Origin of the sequence: Lachnoanaerobaculum sp. OBRC5-5, from assembly GCF_000296385.1 — a bacterium.
Taxonomy (GTDB): Bacteria; Bacillota; Clostridia; order Lachnospirales; family Lachnospiraceae; genus Lachnoanaerobaculum.
Genome location: NZ_JH815185.1, coordinates 2,153,506 through 2,176,648, shown reverse-complemented (window position 1 = coordinate 2,176,648; position 23,143 = coordinate 2,153,506). Strand labels below are relative to the sequence as shown.

At 38.4% G+C, this 23,143-nt stretch carries 12 protein-coding genes; 9 read left to right on the top strand and 3 right to left on the bottom strand.

The genetic code is table 11. The annotated features are described in order from the left end of the window. The first annotated feature begins 166 nt into the window (after positions 1–166). The 6 genes from HMPREF1135_RS10160 to HMPREF1135_RS10135 all read left to right on the top strand — a co-directional run bounded on the left by HMPREF1135_RS10160 (position 167) and on the right by HMPREF1135_RS10135 (position 15,312). On the top strand, positions 167–2,101 hold the full coding sequence (locus HMPREF1135_RS10160; protein WP_007594862.1) for a thiamine pyrophosphate-binding protein: 1,935 nt from the start codon (positions 167–169) through the stop codon (positions 2,099–2,101). A 3-nt stretch (positions 2,102–2,104) separates the two neighbouring features. Further along, entirely contained in the window at positions 2,105–3,055 is a 951-nt protein-coding gene (locus tag HMPREF1135_RS10155) for an NAD-dependent epimerase/dehydratase family protein (RefSeq protein ID WP_007594861.1), read from the top strand. A gap of 21 nt (positions 3,056–3,076) precedes the next feature. After that, the gene (locus HMPREF1135_RS10150) at positions 3,077–4,201 is read left to right on the top strand and encodes a class I SAM-dependent methyltransferase (protein ID WP_007594860.1); all 1,125 of its coding nucleotides are present in this window, start codon (positions 3,077–3,079) and stop codon (positions 4,199–4,201) included. A 25-nt stretch (positions 4,202–4,226) separates the two neighbouring features. Beyond that, entirely contained in the window at positions 4,227–5,162 is a 936-nt protein-coding gene (locus HMPREF1135_RS10145) for an AEC family transporter (protein WP_007594859.1), read from the top strand. Between the two features lie 30 nt (positions 5,163–5,192). Continuing rightward, positions 5,193–5,573, top strand: a complete 381-nt coding sequence (locus HMPREF1135_RS10140; protein WP_007594858.1) for a DUF1304 domain-containing protein — start codon at positions 5,193–5,195, stop codon at positions 5,571–5,573. A gap of 418 nt (positions 5,574–5,991) precedes the next feature. Beyond that, positions 5,992–15,312 (top strand): MucBP domain-containing protein, encoded by a 9,321-nt coding sequence (locus HMPREF1135_RS10135; RefSeq protein ID WP_007594857.1) that lies wholly within the window; start codon positions 5,992–5,994, stop codon positions 15,310–15,312. A 161-nt stretch (positions 15,313–15,473) separates the two neighbouring features. On the opposite strand, the gene HMPREF1135_RS10130 is transcribed toward HMPREF1135_RS10135, so the two are convergent. From HMPREF1135_RS10130 to HMPREF1135_RS10120, 3 genes are read right to left on the bottom strand one after another with little or no spacing between them, the layout of a single operon-like run. Continuing rightward, complete coding sequence (locus HMPREF1135_RS10130; RefSeq protein WP_007594856.1) at positions 15,474–16,508, bottom strand: ribonucleotide-diphosphate reductase subunit beta; 1,035 nt, start codon at positions 16,506–16,508, stop codon at positions 15,474–15,476. Continuing rightward, positions 16,501–18,768: a ribonucleoside-diphosphate reductase subunit alpha gene (locus HMPREF1135_RS10125; protein WP_007594855.1), complete on the bottom strand. Its 2,268-nt coding sequence runs from the start codon at positions 18,766–18,768 to the stop codon at positions 16,501–16,503. The genes HMPREF1135_RS10130 and HMPREF1135_RS10125 overlap by 8 nt, the downstream gene beginning before the upstream one ends. Continuing rightward, positions 18,768–18,971 carry a glutaredoxin domain-containing protein gene (locus HMPREF1135_RS10120; protein ID WP_007594852.1) on the bottom strand — a complete coding sequence of 68 codons (204 nt, stop codon included), beginning with the start codon at positions 18,969–18,971 and terminating at the stop codon, positions 18,768–18,770. The genes HMPREF1135_RS10125 and HMPREF1135_RS10120 overlap by 1 nt, the downstream gene beginning before the upstream one ends. Before the next feature lie 449 nt (positions 18,972–19,420). On the opposite strand from HMPREF1135_RS10120, the gene HMPREF1135_RS10115 reads away from it, so the two are divergent. The 3 genes from HMPREF1135_RS10115 to HMPREF1135_RS10105 are packed head-to-tail and all read left to right on the top strand — an operon-like array spanning position 19,421 to position 23,141. After that, positions 19,421–20,074, top strand: a complete 654-nt coding sequence (locus HMPREF1135_RS10115; protein WP_007594849.1) for a TetR/AcrR family transcriptional regulator — start codon at positions 19,421–19,423, stop codon at positions 20,072–20,074. A gap of 17 nt (positions 20,075–20,091) precedes the next feature. Then, positions 20,092–20,796 (top strand): ABC transporter ATP-binding protein, encoded by a 705-nt coding sequence (locus HMPREF1135_RS10110; RefSeq protein WP_007594847.1) that lies wholly within the window; start codon positions 20,092–20,094, stop codon positions 20,794–20,796. Further along, positions 20,796–23,141 (top strand): ABC transporter permease, encoded by a 2,346-nt coding sequence (locus tag HMPREF1135_RS10105; RefSeq protein ID WP_007594846.1) that lies wholly within the window; start codon positions 20,796–20,798, stop codon positions 23,139–23,141. The genes HMPREF1135_RS10110 and HMPREF1135_RS10105 overlap by 1 nt, the downstream gene beginning before the upstream one ends. The last annotated feature ends 2 nt before the right edge of the window (positions 23,142–23,143 follow it).

Below are 23,143 nucleotides of genomic sequence, written 5' to 3'. Positions count from 1 at the left end.
CAAAAACTCTACGAACTGAATCAATAATAATAAAATCAAAAGGCTTTGTTAAAAGCTATAATACTTATAAATCTTATGGTATAATCGTATTGATATTTTATAAATATTTTGGTCGTGATTTTGACTTGATATAAAATTTAAGTACTTAGAATTCAGGGAGAATACTATGAAAATCAAATTGAGCAATTATATTGCTAAAAGACTTGTAGAACTTGGAATAAGCCATGGCTTCAGTGTTACAGGCGGAGGAGCAATGCATCTGAATGACGGACTGGGACATCAGGAGGGTCTTACCATTACATATAATCATCATGAACAGGCCTGTGCAATGGCGGCTGAGGCATATGCCAGAATAAATAACCAAATGGCGGTGCTATGTGTTACCACAGGTCCCGGGGGAACAAATGCTATCACAGGCGTGCTCGGTGCATGGCTTGATTCGATACCGATGTTTGTAATTTCAGGACAGGTAAGGTATGATTGGACTGCCAGATACTCGGGAACAGGTATCAGAGCTATGGGAGATCAGGAGTTTGATATTTGTAAATCAATAGAGTGTATGAGTAAGTACAGTGAAATGATAACGGAACCTATGAGAATCAGGTATCTGGTTGAAAAATGTGCCTATCTTGCAACACATGGCAGACCGGGACCGGTTTGGCTTGATATACCGCTTGATGTACAGGGAAGTATTATAGAAGAAGATGAACTGATCGGTTTTGATATCGGAAATTATGAGTCCAGTGGTGACGGTTGGGCAAAGCCCTCACCATATAAGATTGATGTTGATAACAGAACAAAGTTAGATCTCGGTAATGAGCCGAAACCTTTATCAAGGGATGTGTTTATAGAAATTATTGACAGGATAAGAAAAGCAAAGAGACCTGTATTTAATGCCGGAAACGGTATCAGAATAGGAAATGCACATAAAGAGTTTATGGAGCTGGCAGAAATTTTAAATATTCCGGTTGTGGTAGGGTGGAACTCGGAGGACTGTATAGAAGTGGACCATCCTCTATACGCCGGAAGACCGGGAAATTTCGGGGACAGACCGGGAAACTTTACTGTGCAAAACTCAGACCTTTTACTGTCGGTAGGATCAAGATTGAGTCTCAGACAGGTAGGATTTAACTATAAAGGTTGGGCAAGAGAGGCCTTTACCATAGTAAATGATATTGATAAAGAAGAATTAAAAAAGCCTACCGTACATATTGATATACCTGTTCATGCAGACTGTAAGGTATTTATGCGACAGCTTATAGATGTATTAAAAGAGCAAAAGACGCCTGTATTTGAAGGCGGTGAAGGTCTTAAAGGAATGAGCTGGAATGAAACAGTTAAGTACTGGTTAAAGAAATATCCGGTCTGCAGGAAAGAATTCCTTGAAAAGGATGACAGTAAAAAAGCTAATGTATATGCTTTTATAAAAGAGATAGGTGACAGGGCAAAAGAAAATCAGATTACAGTGGTAGGAAACGGATCTGCCTGTGTGGTTGGCGGACATTCATACATTATAAAAAAAGGTCAAAGATTTATATCAAACTCTGCGGTGGCATCCATGGGATATGACTTGCCGGCCGCAATAGGAGCATATATGGCAAATATTGAAGGGAAGAGATTTGATAAAGAGCTGATACTTATTACAGGTGACGGAAGCATACAAATGAATTTGCAGGAGTTGCAGACAATAGTGCATCATAAGGCGGATATAAAAATATTCCTTATAAACAATGAAGGATATCACAGTATCAGACAGACTCAAAATAAGTTTTTCGGTGACAAGCCTTTGGTTGGAATCGGACCTGACAGTGGAGACCTCTCATTCCCAAGTATGGAAAAAATAGCAAATGCTTACGGTATAAATTATATCGGTGCAAAGACAAATTCGGAAATTGCGGATGCTGTTGAAAAGGCCTTTAAAGCCGAGGGACCTGTAATCTGTGAGGCCTTTGTAACTACGGAGCAAAACTTTGAGCCTAAGTCATCAGGTAAGCAAATGCCTGACGGAAGAATGGTGAGTCCTCCGCTTGAAGATTTGGTTCCATTCCTTTCAGATGAGGAAATGGACGAGAATATGATAATACCGAGGATGCCGGAGTAAACTATGAGAGTACTTATTACAGGAGCGGCTTCGTTTTTGGGTAGACATTTGGTGGAATACTTTCTCTCAAAAAATGAAGAAGTACTTGCTTTGGTCAGAGAAAATGCAAGAGGCAAAGATGAGCTTTTAAAGTATGAAAAAAACAATAAATTCAAGCTTATAGTTCTTGATATGAAGGATATAGAAAAACTGGATACAGATTTTGATATATGCATACATCTGGCGTGGGGCGGAATAGGCAAGACAGGAAGAATGGATAAAGCCGTTCAATCTGAAAATATAGATTTCGCAAAAAGGCTTATGAAAGTATGTAAGGAGAAGAATGCAAAAAGAATGCTCTTTGCAGGATCTCAGGCGGAATACGGACAGACTCTGGAGGATATACAAAAAGTATACGGTAAGGATTTTGACATCAAACAAATACCTTTACAGGATGAAAACTCATCAACTTCACCAAAATCGGAGTATGGCAAGGCAAAGCTCGAATTAAAAAAAGAACTTAAAAAACTTGGAGATGATTTAGGCATAGAATATGTGCATATGCGTATTTTCTCAGTGTTTGGAAAAGGCGATCATGAGACCTCTTTAATATCTTCCTGTATCAATAATTTTAGAGAAAATATTGATGTACATACCGGGGAATGTTTACAGTCTTGGAATTATATATATATTAAAGACCTTTGTAATGCGATTTACCTGCTTTCAACGAAGAATTTAAACGGGAATTATGTGTTCAATATAGCGGGTGAAGATAATAAGCGGCTTATGGACTATGTAAAGGATATGAAGAGGATATTGAAAAGCAACAGCAATATCATAGTTGAAAAAAGAGAGGCTGCAAGTGAGGGCACACCTTTTTTAAATCCGAGTATCGGTTTATTAAAGGAAATCGGCTTTAAAGAAGCTTACGGCTTTGACGGCGGTATCAAGGATATGTGTGATATCAAAGATTAAAAGCTATAGAGGAGAATATTTTTGAAAAAATGTATCAGTTGTAAAGGTTCATTACATGAACTTATGAAAATAGAAAATATGCCGGCAAGTGCACAGGATATTCCGACAAAGGAAGAACTTGATAAAGACAGCGGTATAGAAGTATCACTATGTGTCTGTGAGGATTGCGGTCTTGTGCAGTTAAAAAATGATGCGGTATATTATTATAGAGATGTTATAAGAGCCGGCGGCTATTCCACAACAATGGAAGGCCTAAGAAAAAGCCAATATAAACATTTTATAGAGTTTGCATCATTGGAAGGAAAGAAGATAATAGAGGTAGGCTGCGGTAGAGGAGAATTCCTCGGCATGCTCTCAGACTTTCCGGTAGAAGGGTACGGCACCGAACACAAAAAGGATCTTGTACAGATTGCAAAAGAAGCAGGACTCAGAGTGGATGAGGATTTCCCGGAGAGTGAAGATCATATATTTAAGAACGGACCTTTTGACGCTTTTATGTCTTTTAACTTCCTTGAGCATCAGCCGCATCCGAGAACATATTTAAAAGCAATATACAATAATCTATGTGATGAGGGTTATGGACTCATTACGGTGCCAAGCTTTGAATATATCATGGAGCAAAACAGTTTCTATGAAATAATTCCGGATCATATAGCTTATTACAGCTTTGAAAGCCTTACACATCTTTTAAATATATGCGGATTTGAAGTACTTGAAAAAGAAACGGTAAACAGAGACACCATATCAATGATAGTAAAGAAAAGAAAACTTCCGGATATTTGCGGTATCATTTCAAAGAAAAATGATATAGCAACAGAGGTGCTTGAAACTGTAAAAAAATATGCAAAAGCGGGTAAAATAGCAATATGGGGAGCGTCACATCAGGGATTTACCCTCTGTGCAACCACAGGTATTGCAGATTATGTAGACTGTATAATAGATTCCGCACCTTTTAAGCAGGGAAAATATGCACCGGCATCACATATTCCGATTATTTCACCGGATGAGGCAAGGAAGAGAAAACTTGAGGCTATAATAATAGTTGCACCGGGGTATACAAATGAAATTGCAAATATTATAAAGACAACTTTTGAAAGCGTAATAGATATATATACTCTGATGACTGACAGGCTGAGCAGAATTTGACGGTAAAACGATAGAAGGAGTTTTAATGAAAGCTGTTGAAGTATTATTTCCGGTCTTCTTTATGATGTTTTTGGGATTTTTATCCCGAAAGTATTCGTGGATAAAGCCGGAACAAAATGAAGGGGCCAAGAAAATAGTATTTAATATATTGTTTCCATTACTGGTATATCATGTACTTGCAGAATCAAAGATTTCAGAAAGCTTTGTACCACAGATAATATATGTGGATGCGTTATGGATAATAATATATATAGTAGGAAAGATTATTGTGGGGAAGGGAGGAAAATATGCAAAGATTTCGCCATTCCTCTTACTTACCTGTGAAGGTGGAAATGTAGCATTGCCTCTATACCTAAGCATGGTGGCAAAGTCAAATGCGGTAAATATATTAACATTTGATGTGGCAGGTATTTTAATAAACTTTGGATTGCTTCCTATACTTGTTACGAGGGATCTTTCAGAAAAAGCGGATATAAGGGTATTATTAAAGAGAATAATCTTAAGTCCGTTTATGCTGGCGGTTATATTCGGAATAGTCTCCAATATGACAGATATTCAAGGACATTTGATGAACAGCGAACTTGGAAGTGTTTATACATCTACAATAGAGATGGTGATCACACCTATTACCGGAATAATCCTCTTTACATTGGGTTATGAGCTGAAGATGGAAAAATCTCTACTGCTTCCGCTTTTGAAGCTGGGTATAATAAGGATATGCGGATGTGTAGTTATAATTATAGGATTTTTTATTTTCTTCCCGACATATATGGCGGATAATATATTTAAAGCCGGAGTATTATTATACTTTATGTGTCCGACAGGATTTCCGGTGCCGCTACAGATAAAGCCGCTTGTAAAAAGTGAAGATGAAGAGAACTTTATATCGGCATTTATATCATTGTTTATGATAACAGCTTTAGTGGCGTATAGTGTTATTACATTAATATATATAAAATAAAAAACTCAAAAATATTATATAGGAGGATTTATGCTAAAAGCGGCAAAGATTTTAGCTGTATTGGCGGCAATTGAATGTTTTGGAATAATGGCTTTGGAAATGTTTTTCTGGCAGCAGGCCGGAATGAAAATCAATCCGAATATGACTGCGGATTTTCTTTCTCAGACAGTAATCATGGCTGCAAATCAGGGCCTGTATAACGGTTTTTTGGGTTTGGGTATTATCTTCGGTATGATAAGGAAAAATAAAGAAATGGTACTTTTGTCACTTTTTTGTATTATAGCGGCTGCAGTATATGGAGCTTACAGTGTGGACTTTGCCATAATATTTAAGCAGGGAATTATACCGGCAGCGGCGTTTGTATGTAACCTTATAGCCAGGGAAAAACGAGGTACATTGCGCTTTAGATAGGATAAAAACATAGAATAATATCAGAGTCGGGATAAGAAAATCCCGACTTTTTTATGCTTTAACACCGTTTAAAATCTTTAAAGTTCACATTTAAAATATATTATTGTTTTTTTAAAAAACTGTATAAATTTATTAATGATTTTTTATAAAACATATGCTATGATAATCGAGCACTGTTGATAAATGGATGTTTTAAGAAGATATTGAAGAGCTTTAATAATATGGAAAACCTAAGTGTTTTCAAAGCCCTTTGAAAAAGTCTTAAGCAACATTTTGATTGTAGAGTAAGGGGAGGTAGTCATTAAATGTACACATAAATGGTAAAGTATTGAACAGGATATAAATAGCGGAGCAATCAAAAAGAAGGCTCAATAATTTTACAGTTTTAATATTTTTACTAAAGTATATAGGAGGAATAATGAATAATTTTAGAAAGCGACTGTTAGCCGCTCTTTTGTCATTTGTGATGGTTTTTCTGTCAATGAGTGAATTATTTACAGCTTATGCGGGTCCGCCCGGCATAGTAAACGATCCGGATATTTTGGCAGAGGTTACATACGACAGAAATGTTGTCAACAGCAGAGGAAACAGTGATTTCTATGTAGGAGAAGAGGTTTCGTTCTATGCAAATATTACGATATCGTCCACTACAAGGAGTATTCCGGGAGCATATGGAGTACTTTATCTGCCAAAGAAAATTTTCCCGGTTGTAAATTCAAGTAATATTTCTACTTGGATAAACAGACCGGCAAGCAACTATTTGAGCATTGACAGTTCAGACAGCGAATTTCACAAGGTTAAACTTAAATTTATAAGCCTTGGAGGGGGTACCACTCAGACAGTACCTTTTAAGGGAACAATAAAGGATCGCTCATTGGCAAATGATGAGACCTATGTGATTCCATACCAGGTATATGATGCAAATGATACTTTGCTTGAGAGTAACAACAGTACCTTTTCTGCAAAGACATATCCGGTAGGATATACAGATGAAAACAATAATATCAGAAGAGATTACTACTATGCACAGGGTACAAGCAGTTTACAAAACAATACAACTCTGGCAAACGATTTGGCTACATATGTTCCGTTCAATACAAGAAGAACAAACTGGCCGGCAGCAGGTACATACCACGGTACAGAGACAAAGATTGTAGGTGGTGACAGAAGAAAGACAAGAGTTACCGTACAGCTTCCTGCAAATGAAAACTTTGATACTACTGATACAAGAAACAGCAGCTGGACATATAATGCTGCAGACCATACTATAAGTAAGGATGTAGAGTTTCAAAGTAACTTAAACTATACCAATGAAGGTTTCAATATCAGATATAATAATCAGACGGTAGGTACACAGGCGTCTCCTGTAACAGTGGAATTCCCTATTACATGGCAGTATGTAAATGATGACGGTTCATTGGATACGGCTTCTCTTGAGAAGTCAAAGAGCTCTGTAAGATACTGGTCCTTCCCTAGGGTTCCGGCAACTGATAGAGGATTATATATGAGTAAAAGCGCCAGTCCATGGAGATTTACTTTTACAGACAGAGATAAGACAGAGCATGTTTATAACATGGGCTTTAACTGGAACTGGTACGTAGGTAATCCTGAAGAATACCCTACTATGGGAACATACCATACAAGAGTAAGTTCTGTAGTTGATACACCGGTTACAGATATGGAGCTTGTGGGATATCAGATAAGAGTCCTTAATCCTACAGGTAAAGTTGTAGATGCCTCAGGAACTATACAGACCATACCTGCGCTTGACAATACACAGCTTGCAGCTCTTTCAAACAACAAGCTTGTAGGTGTAAAGGATGACGGCAGTGAGGAAGTAATTGCTACAAATGTTCAAATTACAAGTAATGCAGATGAGGTAAGACTTCCGACTCCTAAATTCTACAAGAAAATAGAGCTTAGGTTTACAAATCCTATAGAGATTCAGGCTCCTACAGGAAGAGTAGTGGATATAAGATACAGATTCCGTTTTGAAGAAAATGCATATAATACTGCAAAAGCGCAGTTGGCGTCAAAACCGAATAATGCAAGCAGTAATATTCAGACAAGAAATACTGCAACAGTAAACGGAGATAACGGTGCCGGAAGAACATGGACAGGTACCGGAAGTGACTATGTTACATGGACAAAGGCTTTTGCGGCAGAGTATGAGCATGATACACAGAATCAGAATCTTGGAACAAAGTATCTGAACGAAGAGTTCAGTATGACCGACAATATAAGATTCCATTACTTTTTACCGCCCGGTGGCAGAAAAATAAAAAATCCTAAGTTCTTCTTACTTGCAGATCCGGCACTTGAGTTTAAGAGTATACAGACAAGTATAGGACAGAATCCTGAACTTACACCGGCTGTTATGAGTAACTACAGAGTTGAGTATAACTTCAAGAACACAGGAAAGACAGCCTATATCTGGGATCTTCCGGATTTAAATATTCCTGAGGGAAATGACCGTTATAAGTATGTATATTTCAGCCCAAGATTTAAGACTACAAGAAATATGGCAGGCGGTCAGAATACTATCGATACATATTTGTCATGGGACAATAATGAAGAAGCTACTTCTAATGAAGTACTCGGTAAGTACGAAGATGTACTTGACCTTGATAATGACGGAAATACTACAGAGAAGTTCAGTAGCAAGAAGGCTACATATCTTTACTCACCGCCGCTTGAGTTGATTCTTACAAAGAGATCAAAGAGAGCGGATTCGGATGTTGCTCAATATTCATCGCTTACAACACCTGACAGTGAGCAGATAGTAGACTATAAGCTCAACATCTTCAATAACTCTATAACAGGAGTTAGCGGATTTACATTCTTTGATATCCTGCCACATGTGGGTGATAAGGCAATTGCACCTGATCAGCAGGGTAACTATGCTAGCAGAGGTTCAACATACAGACTTGGACTTACAGGTCCACTTGATCCTAATCCGAACTATACATATGAATACAGTACAACCCCTGTTACAGAAGGAAATATAGCTGCCAACTATGCGGGCGCTACATGGACTTCATCGGTTTCAGACTGGTCAGCGGTTACTATGTTCAGACTTAAGATGAAGCCGGGATATACACTGGCAAGCGGTGCAGCGGATGATATCACATTCAGAGCAAAGATGCCTGATACCACTCCTCTTGATACCACAAACAAAGCGGTAAATACCTTTGCAGGATTTGCCGGAGACAGCTATACAGGTGCATTTGAGGCACTCAGCAACGTTGTAGTACCGAAGAAGTATAAGATCAGCGGTAAGATCTACTATGATGTTCCACCGGCAGGCGGAAGCGGAAACGGTACATATCTTACAACTGATGATGACGTACCTGCAGCAGGCAGAACGGTAAGTCTTTATGATGCAAGCGGTAATCCGGTTCTTGATGAATCAGGTAATCCGATGACTACCACAGCCAATGCAAACGGAGATTACGCTTTTGACAACATCTCAAAAGCGGGAACATACAAAGTAGTGATAACACCGGGAATTGGAGATACCCTAAGTCCAAACCGTGTTAACTCTACATCACTTATAATAGGAAATGACTTTGCTAACGGAACTCAGGGAAGCAATCCTGTATTTGAAACAAGCGTTACACTTACACCAAGTGATGATAAGAAAACAGCAAATGCTGCGCTTGTGGCAAGTAATTCTACATTGAAAGTAAAATATGTAGATATGGCAGGAAATCCGATACCGCTTGATACCGGAAGCGGAAATGTGGCCGATACTGACAGCGTTCACGGCTTTAGAGATCCATATACGGTAACACCGCCTACAACACTTACAGGTGTGGCTAATTATGAGTATGCGGAGCCTGATCTTACAAACGGCAGACCTTTGACAGGAACATTAAATCCGGGACAGAATGTCGTAGTATTAAAGTACAAGAGAAAAACTGCAGGAAATATAACTGTAAACCACTTTGAAGTAGGTGGAAGTACACAGCTATATACACCTTCAGGAGCGGCAGCACCAAGTGCAGAAACTTATGTAGGAACGGAAAAACTGGGACTGACAGAGAATCTTACAAACAAAGAAGCAGACATCGCCAACTTCGAGTATGTAAGCACGGAAGTAACAGGAGCACCTTCAGCGACATCGCCGACAGCTACAGGTGAAACAACAGTTACATATCAAACGGCACCACAGACAGTAACCTACAGATACAAGAGAAAAGATGCTGCAAATATAACAGTAAACCACTATGAAGTGGGAGGAAGTACACAGCTTTATACACCTGCGGGAGCGGCTGCACCAAGTGCAGAGACAATCTCAGGAGCAGGAAAGCTTGGAACAACACAAAATCTTACAAACAAAGCTGCAGATATTGCAAACTATGAGTATGTAAGTACAGATGTTACCGGAGCATCAAGTGCGACAACACCGACATCGACAGGTGCAACAACACTTACTCACGGAACAAGCCCACAGACAGTAACTTATTACTATAAGAGAAAAAATGCGGGAGACGTTATAGTACATCACTATGAGCAGGGAACAACAACACAGCTTGTACCTGATGTAACATTAAACGGAACAAATAAGCTTGGATTGCCATACAACACAACAACACAGACAATTCCAAACTTTACGGTAGTAACAGTACCGACAAATCAAAACGGTACATACCAACCGGGAACACAGACAGTAACTTATTACTACAAGAGAAATGATGCAGGAAATGTTATAGTAAACTTTGTAGAGCAGGGAACAAACACTCCGCTTAAGAGTCCTGTTACAATGAACGGAGCAGGAAAGCTTGGTCTACCATATACAACAACACCTGATACATTCGCAAACTATGAGCTTGTAAGTGCAACACCTACAAACCATACAGGAAACTATCCGCCGGCAGGAAGCGATATCACTGTAACTTATGTTTACAGAAGAAAGAATGCCGGAAATATTACAGTCAACCACTATGAGGTTGGAGGAAGTACACAGCTTTACACACCGGCAGGAGCTGCAGCACCAAGTGCACAGAACTTTGACGGAAGCGGAAAGCTTGGATTAAGTGAGAACTTAACAAATAAGGCGGCAGATATTGCCAACTACGAGTATGTAAGCGTGGATGTAACAGGAGCAAGCGGTGCAAGCACACCAAGCGCTACAGGTGATACAAGCGTTACATACCAGACAGGAAATCAGGTAGTGACATACAGATATAAGCGTAAAGATGCTGCAAATATCACAGTCCATCACTACATTGACGGAACAACAACAGAACTTTACACACCGGCAGGAGCAACGTCTCCGGGACCTGAGACAATAAACGGTGGCGGAAAGTTGGGACTTACAGAGAATCTTACAAACAAGGAAGCGGATATAGACAACTATGAGTTTGTAGGAGTGGATGTAAGCGGAGCTGCAAGTGCAACAACTCCAAGTGCAACAGGAGCAACAACCCTTACACATGGAAATACAGCACAGACAGTAATCTATAAGTACAGAAGAAAGAATGCGGGAAATATCGTAGTTAACCATTATGAGGTAGGTGGAAGTACACAGCTTTACACACCGGCGGGAGCGGCTGCACCAAGTGCACAGACCTTTGACGGAACAGGAAAGCTTGGACTTGTTGAGAACCTTACAAATAAGGAAGCAGATATAGCCAACTATGAGTTTGTAAACGTTGAAGTAACTGCGGCACCGGGAGCAAGTACCCCGACAGCTACAGGAGCTACAGGAGTTACATACAGAGCAGGAACTCAGACAGTAACCTATAGATACAGAAGAAAGAATGCGGCAAATATAACAGTACATCACTACGAGGACGGAACAACAACAGAGCTTTACACACCTGCAGGAGCGGCTGCACCAAGTGCAGAGACAATCTCAGGAGCAGGAAAGCTTGGAACAAATGAAAACCTAACAAACAAGTCGGCTGATATAGCAAACTTTGAATATGTAGGAATAGATGTAAGCGGAGCACCAAGTGCAACAAGCCCAAGCAGCACAGGAGCAACAACCCTTACACATGGAAACAATGCACAGACAGTAATCTATAAGTACAAGAGAAAAGATGCAGGAAATGTTATAGTAAATTATGTAGAGCAGGGAACAAATACTCCGCTTAAGAGTCCTGAGACAAAGAACGGAGCAGGAAAGCTTGGTCTACCATATACAACAACACCTGATACTTTTGCAAACTATGAGCTTGTAAGTGCAACACCTGCAAATCATACAGGAAACTATCCGCCGGCAGGAAATGATATCACTGTAACTTATGTATATAAGCGTAAGAACTCAGGAAATATCACAGTAAATCACTATGAGGTAGGAACAACAAATCAGCTTTACAAACCGTCAGGAGCGGCAGCACCAAGTGCACAGACTTTCGACGGAACAGGAAAGCTTGGCTTAAGTGAAAACCTCACAAATAAGGAAGCAGATATAGCCAACTATGAGTTTGTAAATGTAGATGTAACAGGAGCAGCAGGTGCAAGCACACCGACAGCAAGCGGAGATACTACAGTTACATATCAGACAGGCAATCAGGTAGTAAACTATTACTACAAGAGAAAAGATGCTTCAAATATAACAGTACATCACGTAGAGGATGGAACAACAACAGAGCTTTACACACCTGCAGGAGCTGCCGGCCCAAGTGCAGAGGTCATCTCAGGAGCAGGAAAGCTTGGAACAAATGAAAACCTTACAAACAAGTCGGCAGATATAGCCAACTATGAGTTTGTAAGTGTAGATGTAAGCGGAGCGCCAAGTGCAACAAGCCCAAGTGCAACAGGAGCAACAACCCTTACCCATGGAAACAGTCCACAGACTGTTACCTATAAGTACAGAAGAAAAGACGTTGGAAATGTTATAGTTCACCATTACGAGCAGGGAACAACAACCCCTGTATCACCTGATGAGAACTTAAGTGGAGTAGGAAAGTCAGGACTTACATATACAACAAGCCCTGCAACTGTAGCAAACTACACAGTAGTAAATACAACCCCTACAGACCACACAGGAACATATCCAAATACCGGAACAACAGTAGTAACATATGAGTACAAGAGAAACGATGCAGGAAATGTATTAGTACATCACTATGAGGATGGAACAACAACACCGCTCGTACCTGATATCACAATGAACGGTACAGGAAAGCTCGGACTTCCATATACAACTACAGATCAAAATATTCCGAACTTTACACTGGTGAGCACACCGGCAAATCAGAACGGAACATATACAACCGGTAATCAGACAGTAACTTATTACTATAAGAGAAATGATGCAGGAAATGTATTGGTACACCACTACGAGCAAGGCACAACAACATCAGTAGCCCCTGATGAGACATTAAACGGTGCCGGCAAGGCAGGCTTACCATATACAACAAATGCAGCAACAGTAGCAAACTACACAGTAGTAAGCACAACCCCGACAGATCATACAGGAACATATCCTAATACAGGAACAACAGTAGTAACATATGAGTATGTAAGAAACAATGCAGGAGATGTAGTAGTACACCACTATGAAGAGGGAACTACAACACCGCTTGTACCTGATACCACAATGAATGGAACAGGAAAGCTCGGCTTACCATATACAACTACAGAGCATAGTATTCCGAACTTTACATTGGTAGCCCAGCCGACAAATAAGAACGGAACCTATACTACAGGAAACCAGACTGTAACTTATTTCTATAGAAGAAATGATGCAGGAAATGTATTAGTACATCACTATGAAGCGGGAACAACAACATCTGTATCACCTGATGAAAACTTAAGTGGTGCAGGAAAGTCAGGACTTCCATATACAACAAGTCCTGCAAATGTAACAAACTTTACAGTAGTAAGTGCGACACCGACAGGACATACAGGAACATATCCTGCTACAGGAACAACAGAAGTAACATATCTTTACACAAGAAATGATGCTCAGAGTATAACTGTAAAATATGTAGAACAGGGAACAGGAACACCTCTGGATACAGATGATGTAATGGGAGGAGCCGGAAAACTCGGACTTGCCTACACAACAACAGAGAAGAACATCCCTAACTATGAGTTGGTAGCACAACCTGCAAATAAGAACGGAACATATACAAACACACCACAGACAGTAATCTATGAATATAGAAGAATACCTGCCGGAGATGTGACAAGCGTTTATGTAGATGAGGACGGAAATGAGATAGATATACCTGAGACCCAAAACGGAACAGGAAAGCTCGGCCTTCCATACACAACTACATCAAAGACAATACCGAACTTCACATTAGTGAGTGTACCGTCTAACGCAACAGGAACATTTACACCGGGACCACAGACAGTAACCTATGTATATAGAAGAGCTGATGCGGGAGATGTAACCGTATACCACAAATCAGTATATGATAACAGCGACTTAAGCACACCGACAGTACTTGACGGAAGCAGAAAGCTGGGATTACCGTATACAACAACCCCTGAGACATACTCAGACTATGAGATAGATACAGTACCGGGTAACGCAACAGGAACATATGTAAGCGGAAGCCAAACTGTAACATATCTATATAAGAGAAAGCGCTCAGGCGGAGTAACAATAAATTATCTGGACAATCATGGAAACAGAATTGAGACACCTGATACAATAACAGGAACAGATAATGTAGGCTTGCCATACACAACAACCCCTAAGGTTATACCTAATTACACACTTATAGTAGTACCGGGTAACGCAAACGGAACATTTACAGTAGATCCGATAACTGTAAACTATATCTATAAGCGTGATGATGCGGGAGATGTTGTAGTAGAGCATATAGATGAGAACGGAAATGTACCTTTAGAGACTCCTGAGGTACTTGACGGAACAGAGAAACTTGGAGAGAACTATACAACAAGTTCAAAGGTATTTGACAATTACGATCTGATAAGTGTACCAAGTAACGCAACAGGAACATTTACAAGCGGTAGCCAGACTGTAACATATGTATACAGAAGAAGAGATGCAGGAGATGTAATCGCCCATTACGTAAATACTGCAGGAATACCGATAGAAAGTGATGAAATACTTGACGGAACAAGAAGCCTCGGCTTGCCATACGCAACAGCGGCAAAGGCAATAAACGGATATAGTTTATACCTTGTACAGGGAGCAGAGACAGGAGTATTCAGTTCAGGAAGAATAGAAGTAACATACATCTATAAGAAGGACCCAAGCGTGGTAGTAATACCGGGACCTGTAACCCCTGTAACTCCTATAAACCCAAGCCCGATAAATCCGATTAACCCGATAAATCCGATAAACCCTGTAACACCGGTAAATCCAAGTACACCGACAACACCTACCACTCCGATAAGAGTGGCAACCCCAAGCCAGATCACTATACCGGGAAGAGATGAGGATGTAGTAATCAGACCTACAAGACCTTTAGCGACCCCGTCAATAGCGACAAGCTCAAACACAAGCAGAGGAGGAAGTGGAAGTTCAGGAAGCGGCAACACAAGTGTAAGACCGGGACAGGTAAGTGTAGACAACAAAGTAACATCAAAGAATGCAATAGAAGAGCCTGTGATCTTGATAGATACCCCAACACCTAGCAAGAATCCACAGCCACAGAAAGTGACACCTGTACCAAGCAGTACAAGAGTGGCGCTTGCAGTACCGAAGACAGAGGACAGAAAGGACGTAAGAGGATATGTATTTATTCTAATGAGTTCAATCGCAGCTGCAATGGCACTGGCATTCAAGAAAAAAGAAGAAAGATAATTTTTCGGTCCCCGACTTTAAGTCGGGGGCTTTTTTTATGTAAATCGAATCTATAAAGAATTGAAACGGTGAAGTAAATATGGGATTTGAAAAGATGATAATAAAAAAGTCTGTCACTTTGTAATTTAAAAATCGTAAAGTAACAGACAATATAGTATTATTTAGAAATCTTCCCATCCGTCAATGGAAGAACTCATATTGTAACTTGTAACGGTACCTTCAAAGAAATTGGACTTAACATTGCCTTCTCCCTCGGTGTCGGCAAATCTTTCCAAATGCTTATAAGGATTTTTGGTAAAACCTGAATACAAAGGCTCGAGGCCTAAAGACTTTAATCTTTCATTAGCCAGCCATTTTGTATAACCCTCAGTTGTCTGAGAAGTTATACCAAGTACACGATTTCCTATTATATGCTCTGTCCAGTTGATTTCCTGCTCAACGGCGGTATTAAACATGGAATAGATCGTTTCCGCTGAGAAAAACTCAGGATAATCATTCTTTATTTCCTTAACAATACTTCTAAATAAAACAACATGTGAGAGCTCATCTCTGTTTATAAGTCTTATAATATCAGAGGTACCTACCATCTTATTTCTGCTTGCAAGAAGATAGAAGAAGTTAAAACCGTTATAGAAATACAGTGACTCAAGCAAGTAGTTTGCTATTATTACTTTGGCAAAGTTCTCATCGGATTGATTATCTATAAAATCCTGATAGATCTTTGCAATAAAACTGTTTCTTTCAAATAATATCTTATCATCTCTCCATTTGTCATAGATCAGATCTCTGCTCTGCTTTGGAAGTATGGACTCAATTATATACTGATAAGATTGAGAGTGAATGGACTCCTGGAAAGTCTGTATAGCCAGCAATAAATTCACCTCAGGTGCTGTTACATGGTCTGAAATATTAGGAATATTATTGGTTTGTATACTGTCAAGGAAGATCAAAAATGAAAGTATTCCGTCATATGCCTCCCTCTCAGGTAAAGTCAAATTTTCATAGTCATTTTTATCCTTGGTTAAATCAACCTTTTCCGGTATCCAGAAATTTGCCATCATAGTTCTGTAAAGATGATTGGCCCACTGAAATCTGACATTATTCAGGTTAAAAAGATTTGTTGAATTACCCTTTATAATTTTCCTTGCACTTAATGTATCATCACCTGCCGGATTAAATAATTTCTTTCTATCCACTACAGCTTTCGCACTCCTCTTTATCTGAAATAGTATTCGTATTCTTTTGAATTGTTCTTATATAATAAACACTCTTACAGCCTTCTTCCCAGGCAGTCATTAAAGTGTCATAAATATCTTTTGCTTTAATATTTTTGTTTAAGTCAAAGACCATTTCCATAGATACACCCTGCGTTATCCATGAACCTATCTTTGCCATTATCTTTACATAGCTGATAGGGTTTACATTTTTAAACTCGGGATAGAACCATGCTCTGTCCTTCAAATGCTTAACCGTTCTGGGTATTGCTCCTCTTTGATTCTTTTCAATATAAAATCTTGAGAATGTCGGAGTTACAGATGCGGTCGATCCCATTAACAAAGATGTGGAAGTATTAGGCGCTATTGCTGTAAGCTCACCGTTTCTGAGACCGTTAGCCTCAACCAGATAAAAAGCCTCATTCCATTCATCTTTGAATTTTGAATTTGCTCCATACCATTCTATTTTCTTGCCGAAGAATATACCCTGATCCCATTTAGAACCCTTAAAGGCCTTGTAAGCTCCTCTTTCCTTTGCCAGCAATGCGGAAGACTTTACAGAATAAAGCGCTATTCTTTCAAACAGCTCATTTATTTCATTTATAGAGTCTTCATAAATCATATATTCTCTTGCCAAGAAGTCGGCAAGTCCCATTGCACCGACACCTACTGTTCTGTAAAGTAAGTTATGCTTATTGGATTCTTTTAAAGGAGTAACCGTCAAATCTATAGTATTGTCCAAAGCTCTTATTGCAAGGGCGACATGCTTTTCAATCTCATCAGAGGTAAGTTCGGCCAGATTAAGAGAAATAAGGTTGCAAGTGTGAATTTCACCCATATCACTTTTTCTTATAGCCGTATTGCCGTCAACTTCTTCCTCAAAATTTAGCGTAGGTTTGAAGTTTGAAAAACTCTCCATACAGAGATTTCCGTTACCTATCATACCCATATGAGAGTTGTGATTTACCTCATTTGCTCTGTCTTTAAAGAAGATATAAGGCATTCCGGTTTCAAGCTGAGTTTTCATAATGCTCTTAAACAGATCCTTGGCATTTAAAACCTTTTTAAGCTTGATATTATCGTCCTTTTCAAGCTTTTCATAGATTGATTCAAATTCATAACCATAAAGCTCACAAAGTTCAACACCATACTTTCTTCTTATTTCATATGGATCAAGTAAAGTCCAGGATTCATTGTTTTTAACACGTTTCATAAAGAGATTGGAACACACTACCTGTGGATAGATATCATAAGCTTTTCCTCTTTGGTCACCATTTTCAGTTTGTAGTTCAAGGAATGATTCAATATCTAAATGCCAGGTATCCAAAGCTACTGTAGCGGCTCCGGCTCTTCTTCCCTGCTGGTTTACGGCAACAGCTGTATCATTTATTATTCTGATCCATGGTACAACACCGCCGCTTGCATTGTAATAACCGTTTACCATAGAGCCTTTTGCTCTTATTCTTGAAACATTTACACCGACTCCACCGCCGTTTTTACTGATTCTTGCTATAGAATCGATATTGTAGAAGATAGACTCTATATTGTCATCTATTGCTGTAATAAAGCATGATGACAGATTTCCGTCAGGGACTCTAAGGTTTGCAAGCATAGGAGTCGCAAGTGAGAGCTTTCTTAGAGATAATGCATTATAGAATTCTTTTACTATATTTACTCTTATTTCACCGGGCTTTTCATTTAAAGCAAGCATCATAGATATTGCCATAAATGTTTCCTGAGGCAGTTCATAAGTTTTGCCTTCATGCTTAATTAAATATCTGTTAACAAGCATATTTGCCCCGGCATAGTCATAGACCATATCTCTGTCTATATCTATAAGTGGGGCAATTTGATCCAATTCTTCTTTGCTATAGGTTAACAGTCTTTCATCATACAGTCCAAGTTCAACCATATGATTTATAGTTTTGGAAAAATTACCGTAAGAGAATTTTCTAGAGTGAAAAACTTCTCTTTCAGCTTCCATCATAAGCAGTCTTCCGGCAACGTATGCCCAGTCACTTTCTTCAAAGCTTGTCATAGTAACTGCGGTGTTTATTAAAGATGCCTGAATCTTTTGAGTAGTAATATTTTCCTCATAGATTGAGTCTATATTACTCTCAAGCTCAACCATATTTACTTCCAGACCGTCACAGGCCCTCAAAAGCTTTTCTCTGATTTTTTCTATATTAAGATCTTCGATTATGTTATCTCGATTGATAACTTTTCTTTTTTCGTTTGACATCAGATCACCTGTAAGAAGGCTTCCATTGAGTACACATTGTCATTATATTCCACTACAGGAGCACTCATAATTCTTGCCTTACTTGCAACTATCATAAGTGTTTTCATGTCCTCGATGTATTCGAATTCAAGGTTCTTATTTTCCAATATTCCCTTTAAAGATACGCATTTACCACAGTTTTCCTTGCCATAAACTTTTATCATTTCTAAACACTCCTTAAAATTATACATATATATTGTGAATGGATATGAAGTCAGCACAATATATTGTGCTAATAGCCTACTAATTTTATTATATAAAACCAAAAAAGTAAAGTATATATTTTGATTTTAAATAATAAAATCCGAGATTAAAAATAATTAGTGTTAAAAAAAATTTACAAAAAGATTGACTAAGAAAGATAGGATATATGTGGATTCTAGGACTTTTTTAATACTTATTTAGGAAAACAAAGTGTCAAAGTCCCGAGAACTTGCCGGCATCCGGATAAAAAGGGGCTATCGCACCAAGTAATTATCAATTGTTAAAGCGACAGCTTCTTTTTTAAAGTTTTCCTACTTTATATTGAAAGTTTAAAAAAAATATTATAAGATACATACATACGGTTGGTATGTATAGAGCCGAATTTTAAATAAGAGATACCGGAGGAGATATGCCAAGGAATAAATACCCTGAAAAAACAGTGGAGAGAATATTGCAGACATCTTATTACCTTTTTACCACAAGGGGCTATGATAATGTGTCCATACAAAATATTGTGGATGAGCTGGGTGATATAACAAAGGGGGCTATATACCATCATTTTAAATCAAAGGATGAGATCCTAAGTGCAATCTTTGATAAATTATGTGAAGAGTACAGCTTTACGAATATGATAAAAAATCATACAGGATTAAATGCATTGGAAAAAATCAGGGCAAGTTTTAAGGACGCCGCCAATGATGAGAATATCAGAAAAATGAATATGGAAACCATCCCCCTGATTCATAATCCGCATTTTTTTACTCAATTGGTTGAAACTGTTTTAAAAAATATTTCACCTCAGATAGAAGCTCTTATAAAGGAGGGGAATGAGGACGGCTCTATGAGAGTTGATCCAAAATACACCAAGGAGGCGGCGGAGGTATTCGGTCTGCTTTCAAAGGTCTGGCTTTTGCCTACACTGATAGATAACAGCATGGATGGTGCATTTAGAAAAATAGATATGCTCAAAGTGATTCTTGATGCCATAGGTATTCCGCTGTTGGATGAGGAAATGACGGAAGTTTCAAAACAATATGTAAGAAGGTTTTATATTGACGAATAAACATATGAGGTAGAACTATGGAAGAACTTATAATTGCAAGAAATGTACATAAGGAATTTCTTCTTGGGGAAGTAAAGGTAAATGCACTTGATGATGTAAGCTTTGAGGTATATAAAGGGGAACTTGTGGTTATTTTGGGACCTTCAGGCTCAGGAAAGTCCACGCTCTTAAATATCCTTGGAGGAATCGAAACTGTAAGCTCAGGGAGTATAAGCTACAACGGAATTGATTTAAGTAGTATGACAGAAAGAGAACTTACCTCCTTTAGGCGAGCAAATATAGGCTTTATTTTTCAGTTTTATAATCTGATGCCGAACTTAAATGCTCTTGAAAATGTGGAATTGGCAGCGGAACTCTCACCAAATCCGCTTGATCCTAAGGAACTTCTTACTCAGGTGGGATTATGGGATAGAAGAGATCATTATCCGGGAAAAATGAGCGGAGGTCAGCAGCAAAGAGTGGCGATTGCAAGAGCAATCTGTAAAAATCCGGACCTTTTGCTTTGTGATGAGCCTACAGGTGCTTTGGATATATCCACAGGAGTACAGATACTTAAAATACTCCTTGAGTTTAATAAAAAATATAATAAAACCATTATGATAATAACCCATAATGAAAATGTGGCAAAGATTGCAAACAGAGTCTTTTATCTTAAGGACGGCAATATCAGAAAAATAGTGACAAATGAGCATCCCATAAGTCCGGATGAGGTGGTGTGGTAATGAAATATTTTGCAAAAAATTTATTCAGATCCGCAAAAAGGAATTTGGGAACATATATAGGTGCCGCTCTTATAATGGCTCTTGGAGTTTTTATATTTGTTTCAATGAATGATACATTTATAAATCTTAAAGGGCAGGTATACAGCTACTATAAAGAAAATAATATGGCTGATATTTTTGCAAATGTTATCTCAATGCCGAAAGAAAGGTTAAAGGAATTTGAAGATTATCCGGGGATAAAGAGAGCTTCCGGTATTTTGAGCGCAGATCTAAGAATTGCCGGAGAGGGTATCGGTGATATAGCAAATCTGCATGTACTCTCCTATGATGAAGAAGCTTATTTAAACAGACCTCTTTTAAAGCCTGAGAGTCCTCCAAACAGTGAGCAGATATTTATAGGCTCAAAGATGATGAAAGCCAGAAACTTAAAAAAGGGTGATATTATAAGCCTTATACATAATGGTGAGAGCTATGATTTTATAATTGCAGGAGTTGCATCCGCACCCAATTATATATATGCCATTCCTCCCAGCGGTGCGGTAATATCTGACGGAAGAGATTATGATATTGCAATTGTAAATTCGGACAAGCTTGAAAAGATACTGGGAAGAGAAAATATAGTAAATGAAATAAGTTTTGAAACGGAAAGCGGTTATTCCTATGAGGAAGTCAGATACAGTTTAAGGGAGCATTTATCAGAGTACGGATTGCAGAGTTTTACAAATAAGGAAAAGCAAAGCAGCTACAATATGGTGGACGGTGAGATTACAGAACTTACAGGTACAGGTACTATATTGCCGGTTGTTTTTATGTCAATGTCTGTATTTATGCTGTATACGGTGCTGAAAAAAATGATTGATAATGACAGAAGTCTTATAGGAACAATGAAGGCCATGGGGCTTAGAAATAGTGAGCTTTTAGGAGCATATCTGGTACAGGCGATTATTATAAGTTTTATGGGAGCATTTATCGGCTGCATACTTGCAAGACCTTTTGGAATGTATATGTTTAATCAGTATGCGGAGTTTTTTTCATTGCCGTCACCAAGCTATATCGATCCGCTTTCCACAAAGATTAAAGGATTTTTAATAGCGGCCACCTCAAGTATTGTGGCTGTAATTTTGGGAGTTGGCGGAATAACAAAGATACAGGCGGCGGAGGCTATGAGGGCAGCCGCACCGAGTGTAGGAAATAATTTTTCTCCGAGTATAATAAGGCATTTTAATGTTATGCATAAAATGGGTATACGCTCTATTTTAAGAAGTCCTTTCAGAACATTTTTTATTGCCTTTGCGATTGCCTTTCCGTTTGCACTTTCATGTACTTTGCTGGCGTCGGAAAATGCGGTCAACAAGATGTTTGTAGGATATTTTGAAGATATTGCAAAATATGATGTAAAAGTAACAATGGAAAATTATTCCTCTTTTAACAGTGTATTTAATTCACTTGACAGTATAGACGGAGTAGGTGAGAGAGAGATTATTTGTGAGATACCTGTAACATTAAAATCTCAAAATCATACAAAGCCGACATTGCTCACCGGCATAGGCAGAGGTTCAAAGCTTTATAGGATATGTGATGTGGATGATATATTTTATGAGCCTCCAGGGGAAGGAATTATTTTAAATTCAAGGATTGCAAAGGATTTGAATGTAAAAGAAGGCGACAGTATTGAAATCAGTACAGGCTATGCCCCTAAGAAAAAAACAAAATTGCCTGTAAGTAAGATTATTTTTGAGGCATTTGGAAGCGGCTGCTATGTGGATATACAAAATATAAATCAATATCTTTCATTGCAAAGTTTCTCAAATACATTAATTTTTAATACACAAAGAGGAATGGAAGATAATATTAAAAAGAGGCTTACAGATGACAGTGCAAATATTACTTCATTTTCAAGTAAGAGGGATACTTTGAGGATTTATCAGGACAGAATGAAAAGCTCTAAATTTATGCTTAGAATGTTTATATATCTGGCATTATTTTCAGGTGTGGTACTTATATACAATATTTCTTTGATAAGCATAAGGGAGAGAAAAACGGAATTTGCCACTATGAAGATTATGGGAGTTTTGGATACGGAACTTAAGCAGATGATTTTTATGGAACAGCTGGTATATCTTATATGTGGACTTATTTTAAGTATTCCACTTTTAAAATTATTCAAATGGCTGCTTGAGAGTTTGCTGGTTTCAGAATCCTTTACCCTGAAATTAAATATAGAGATATCAATGTATATATCCTCACTTATATTTTGTATATTGATGCTATATATATCCGGAAGGGCAATTCTTAAAACCATTGATAAAATAAATCCGAATGACAGTTTAAAAGAAAGAGGTTAACT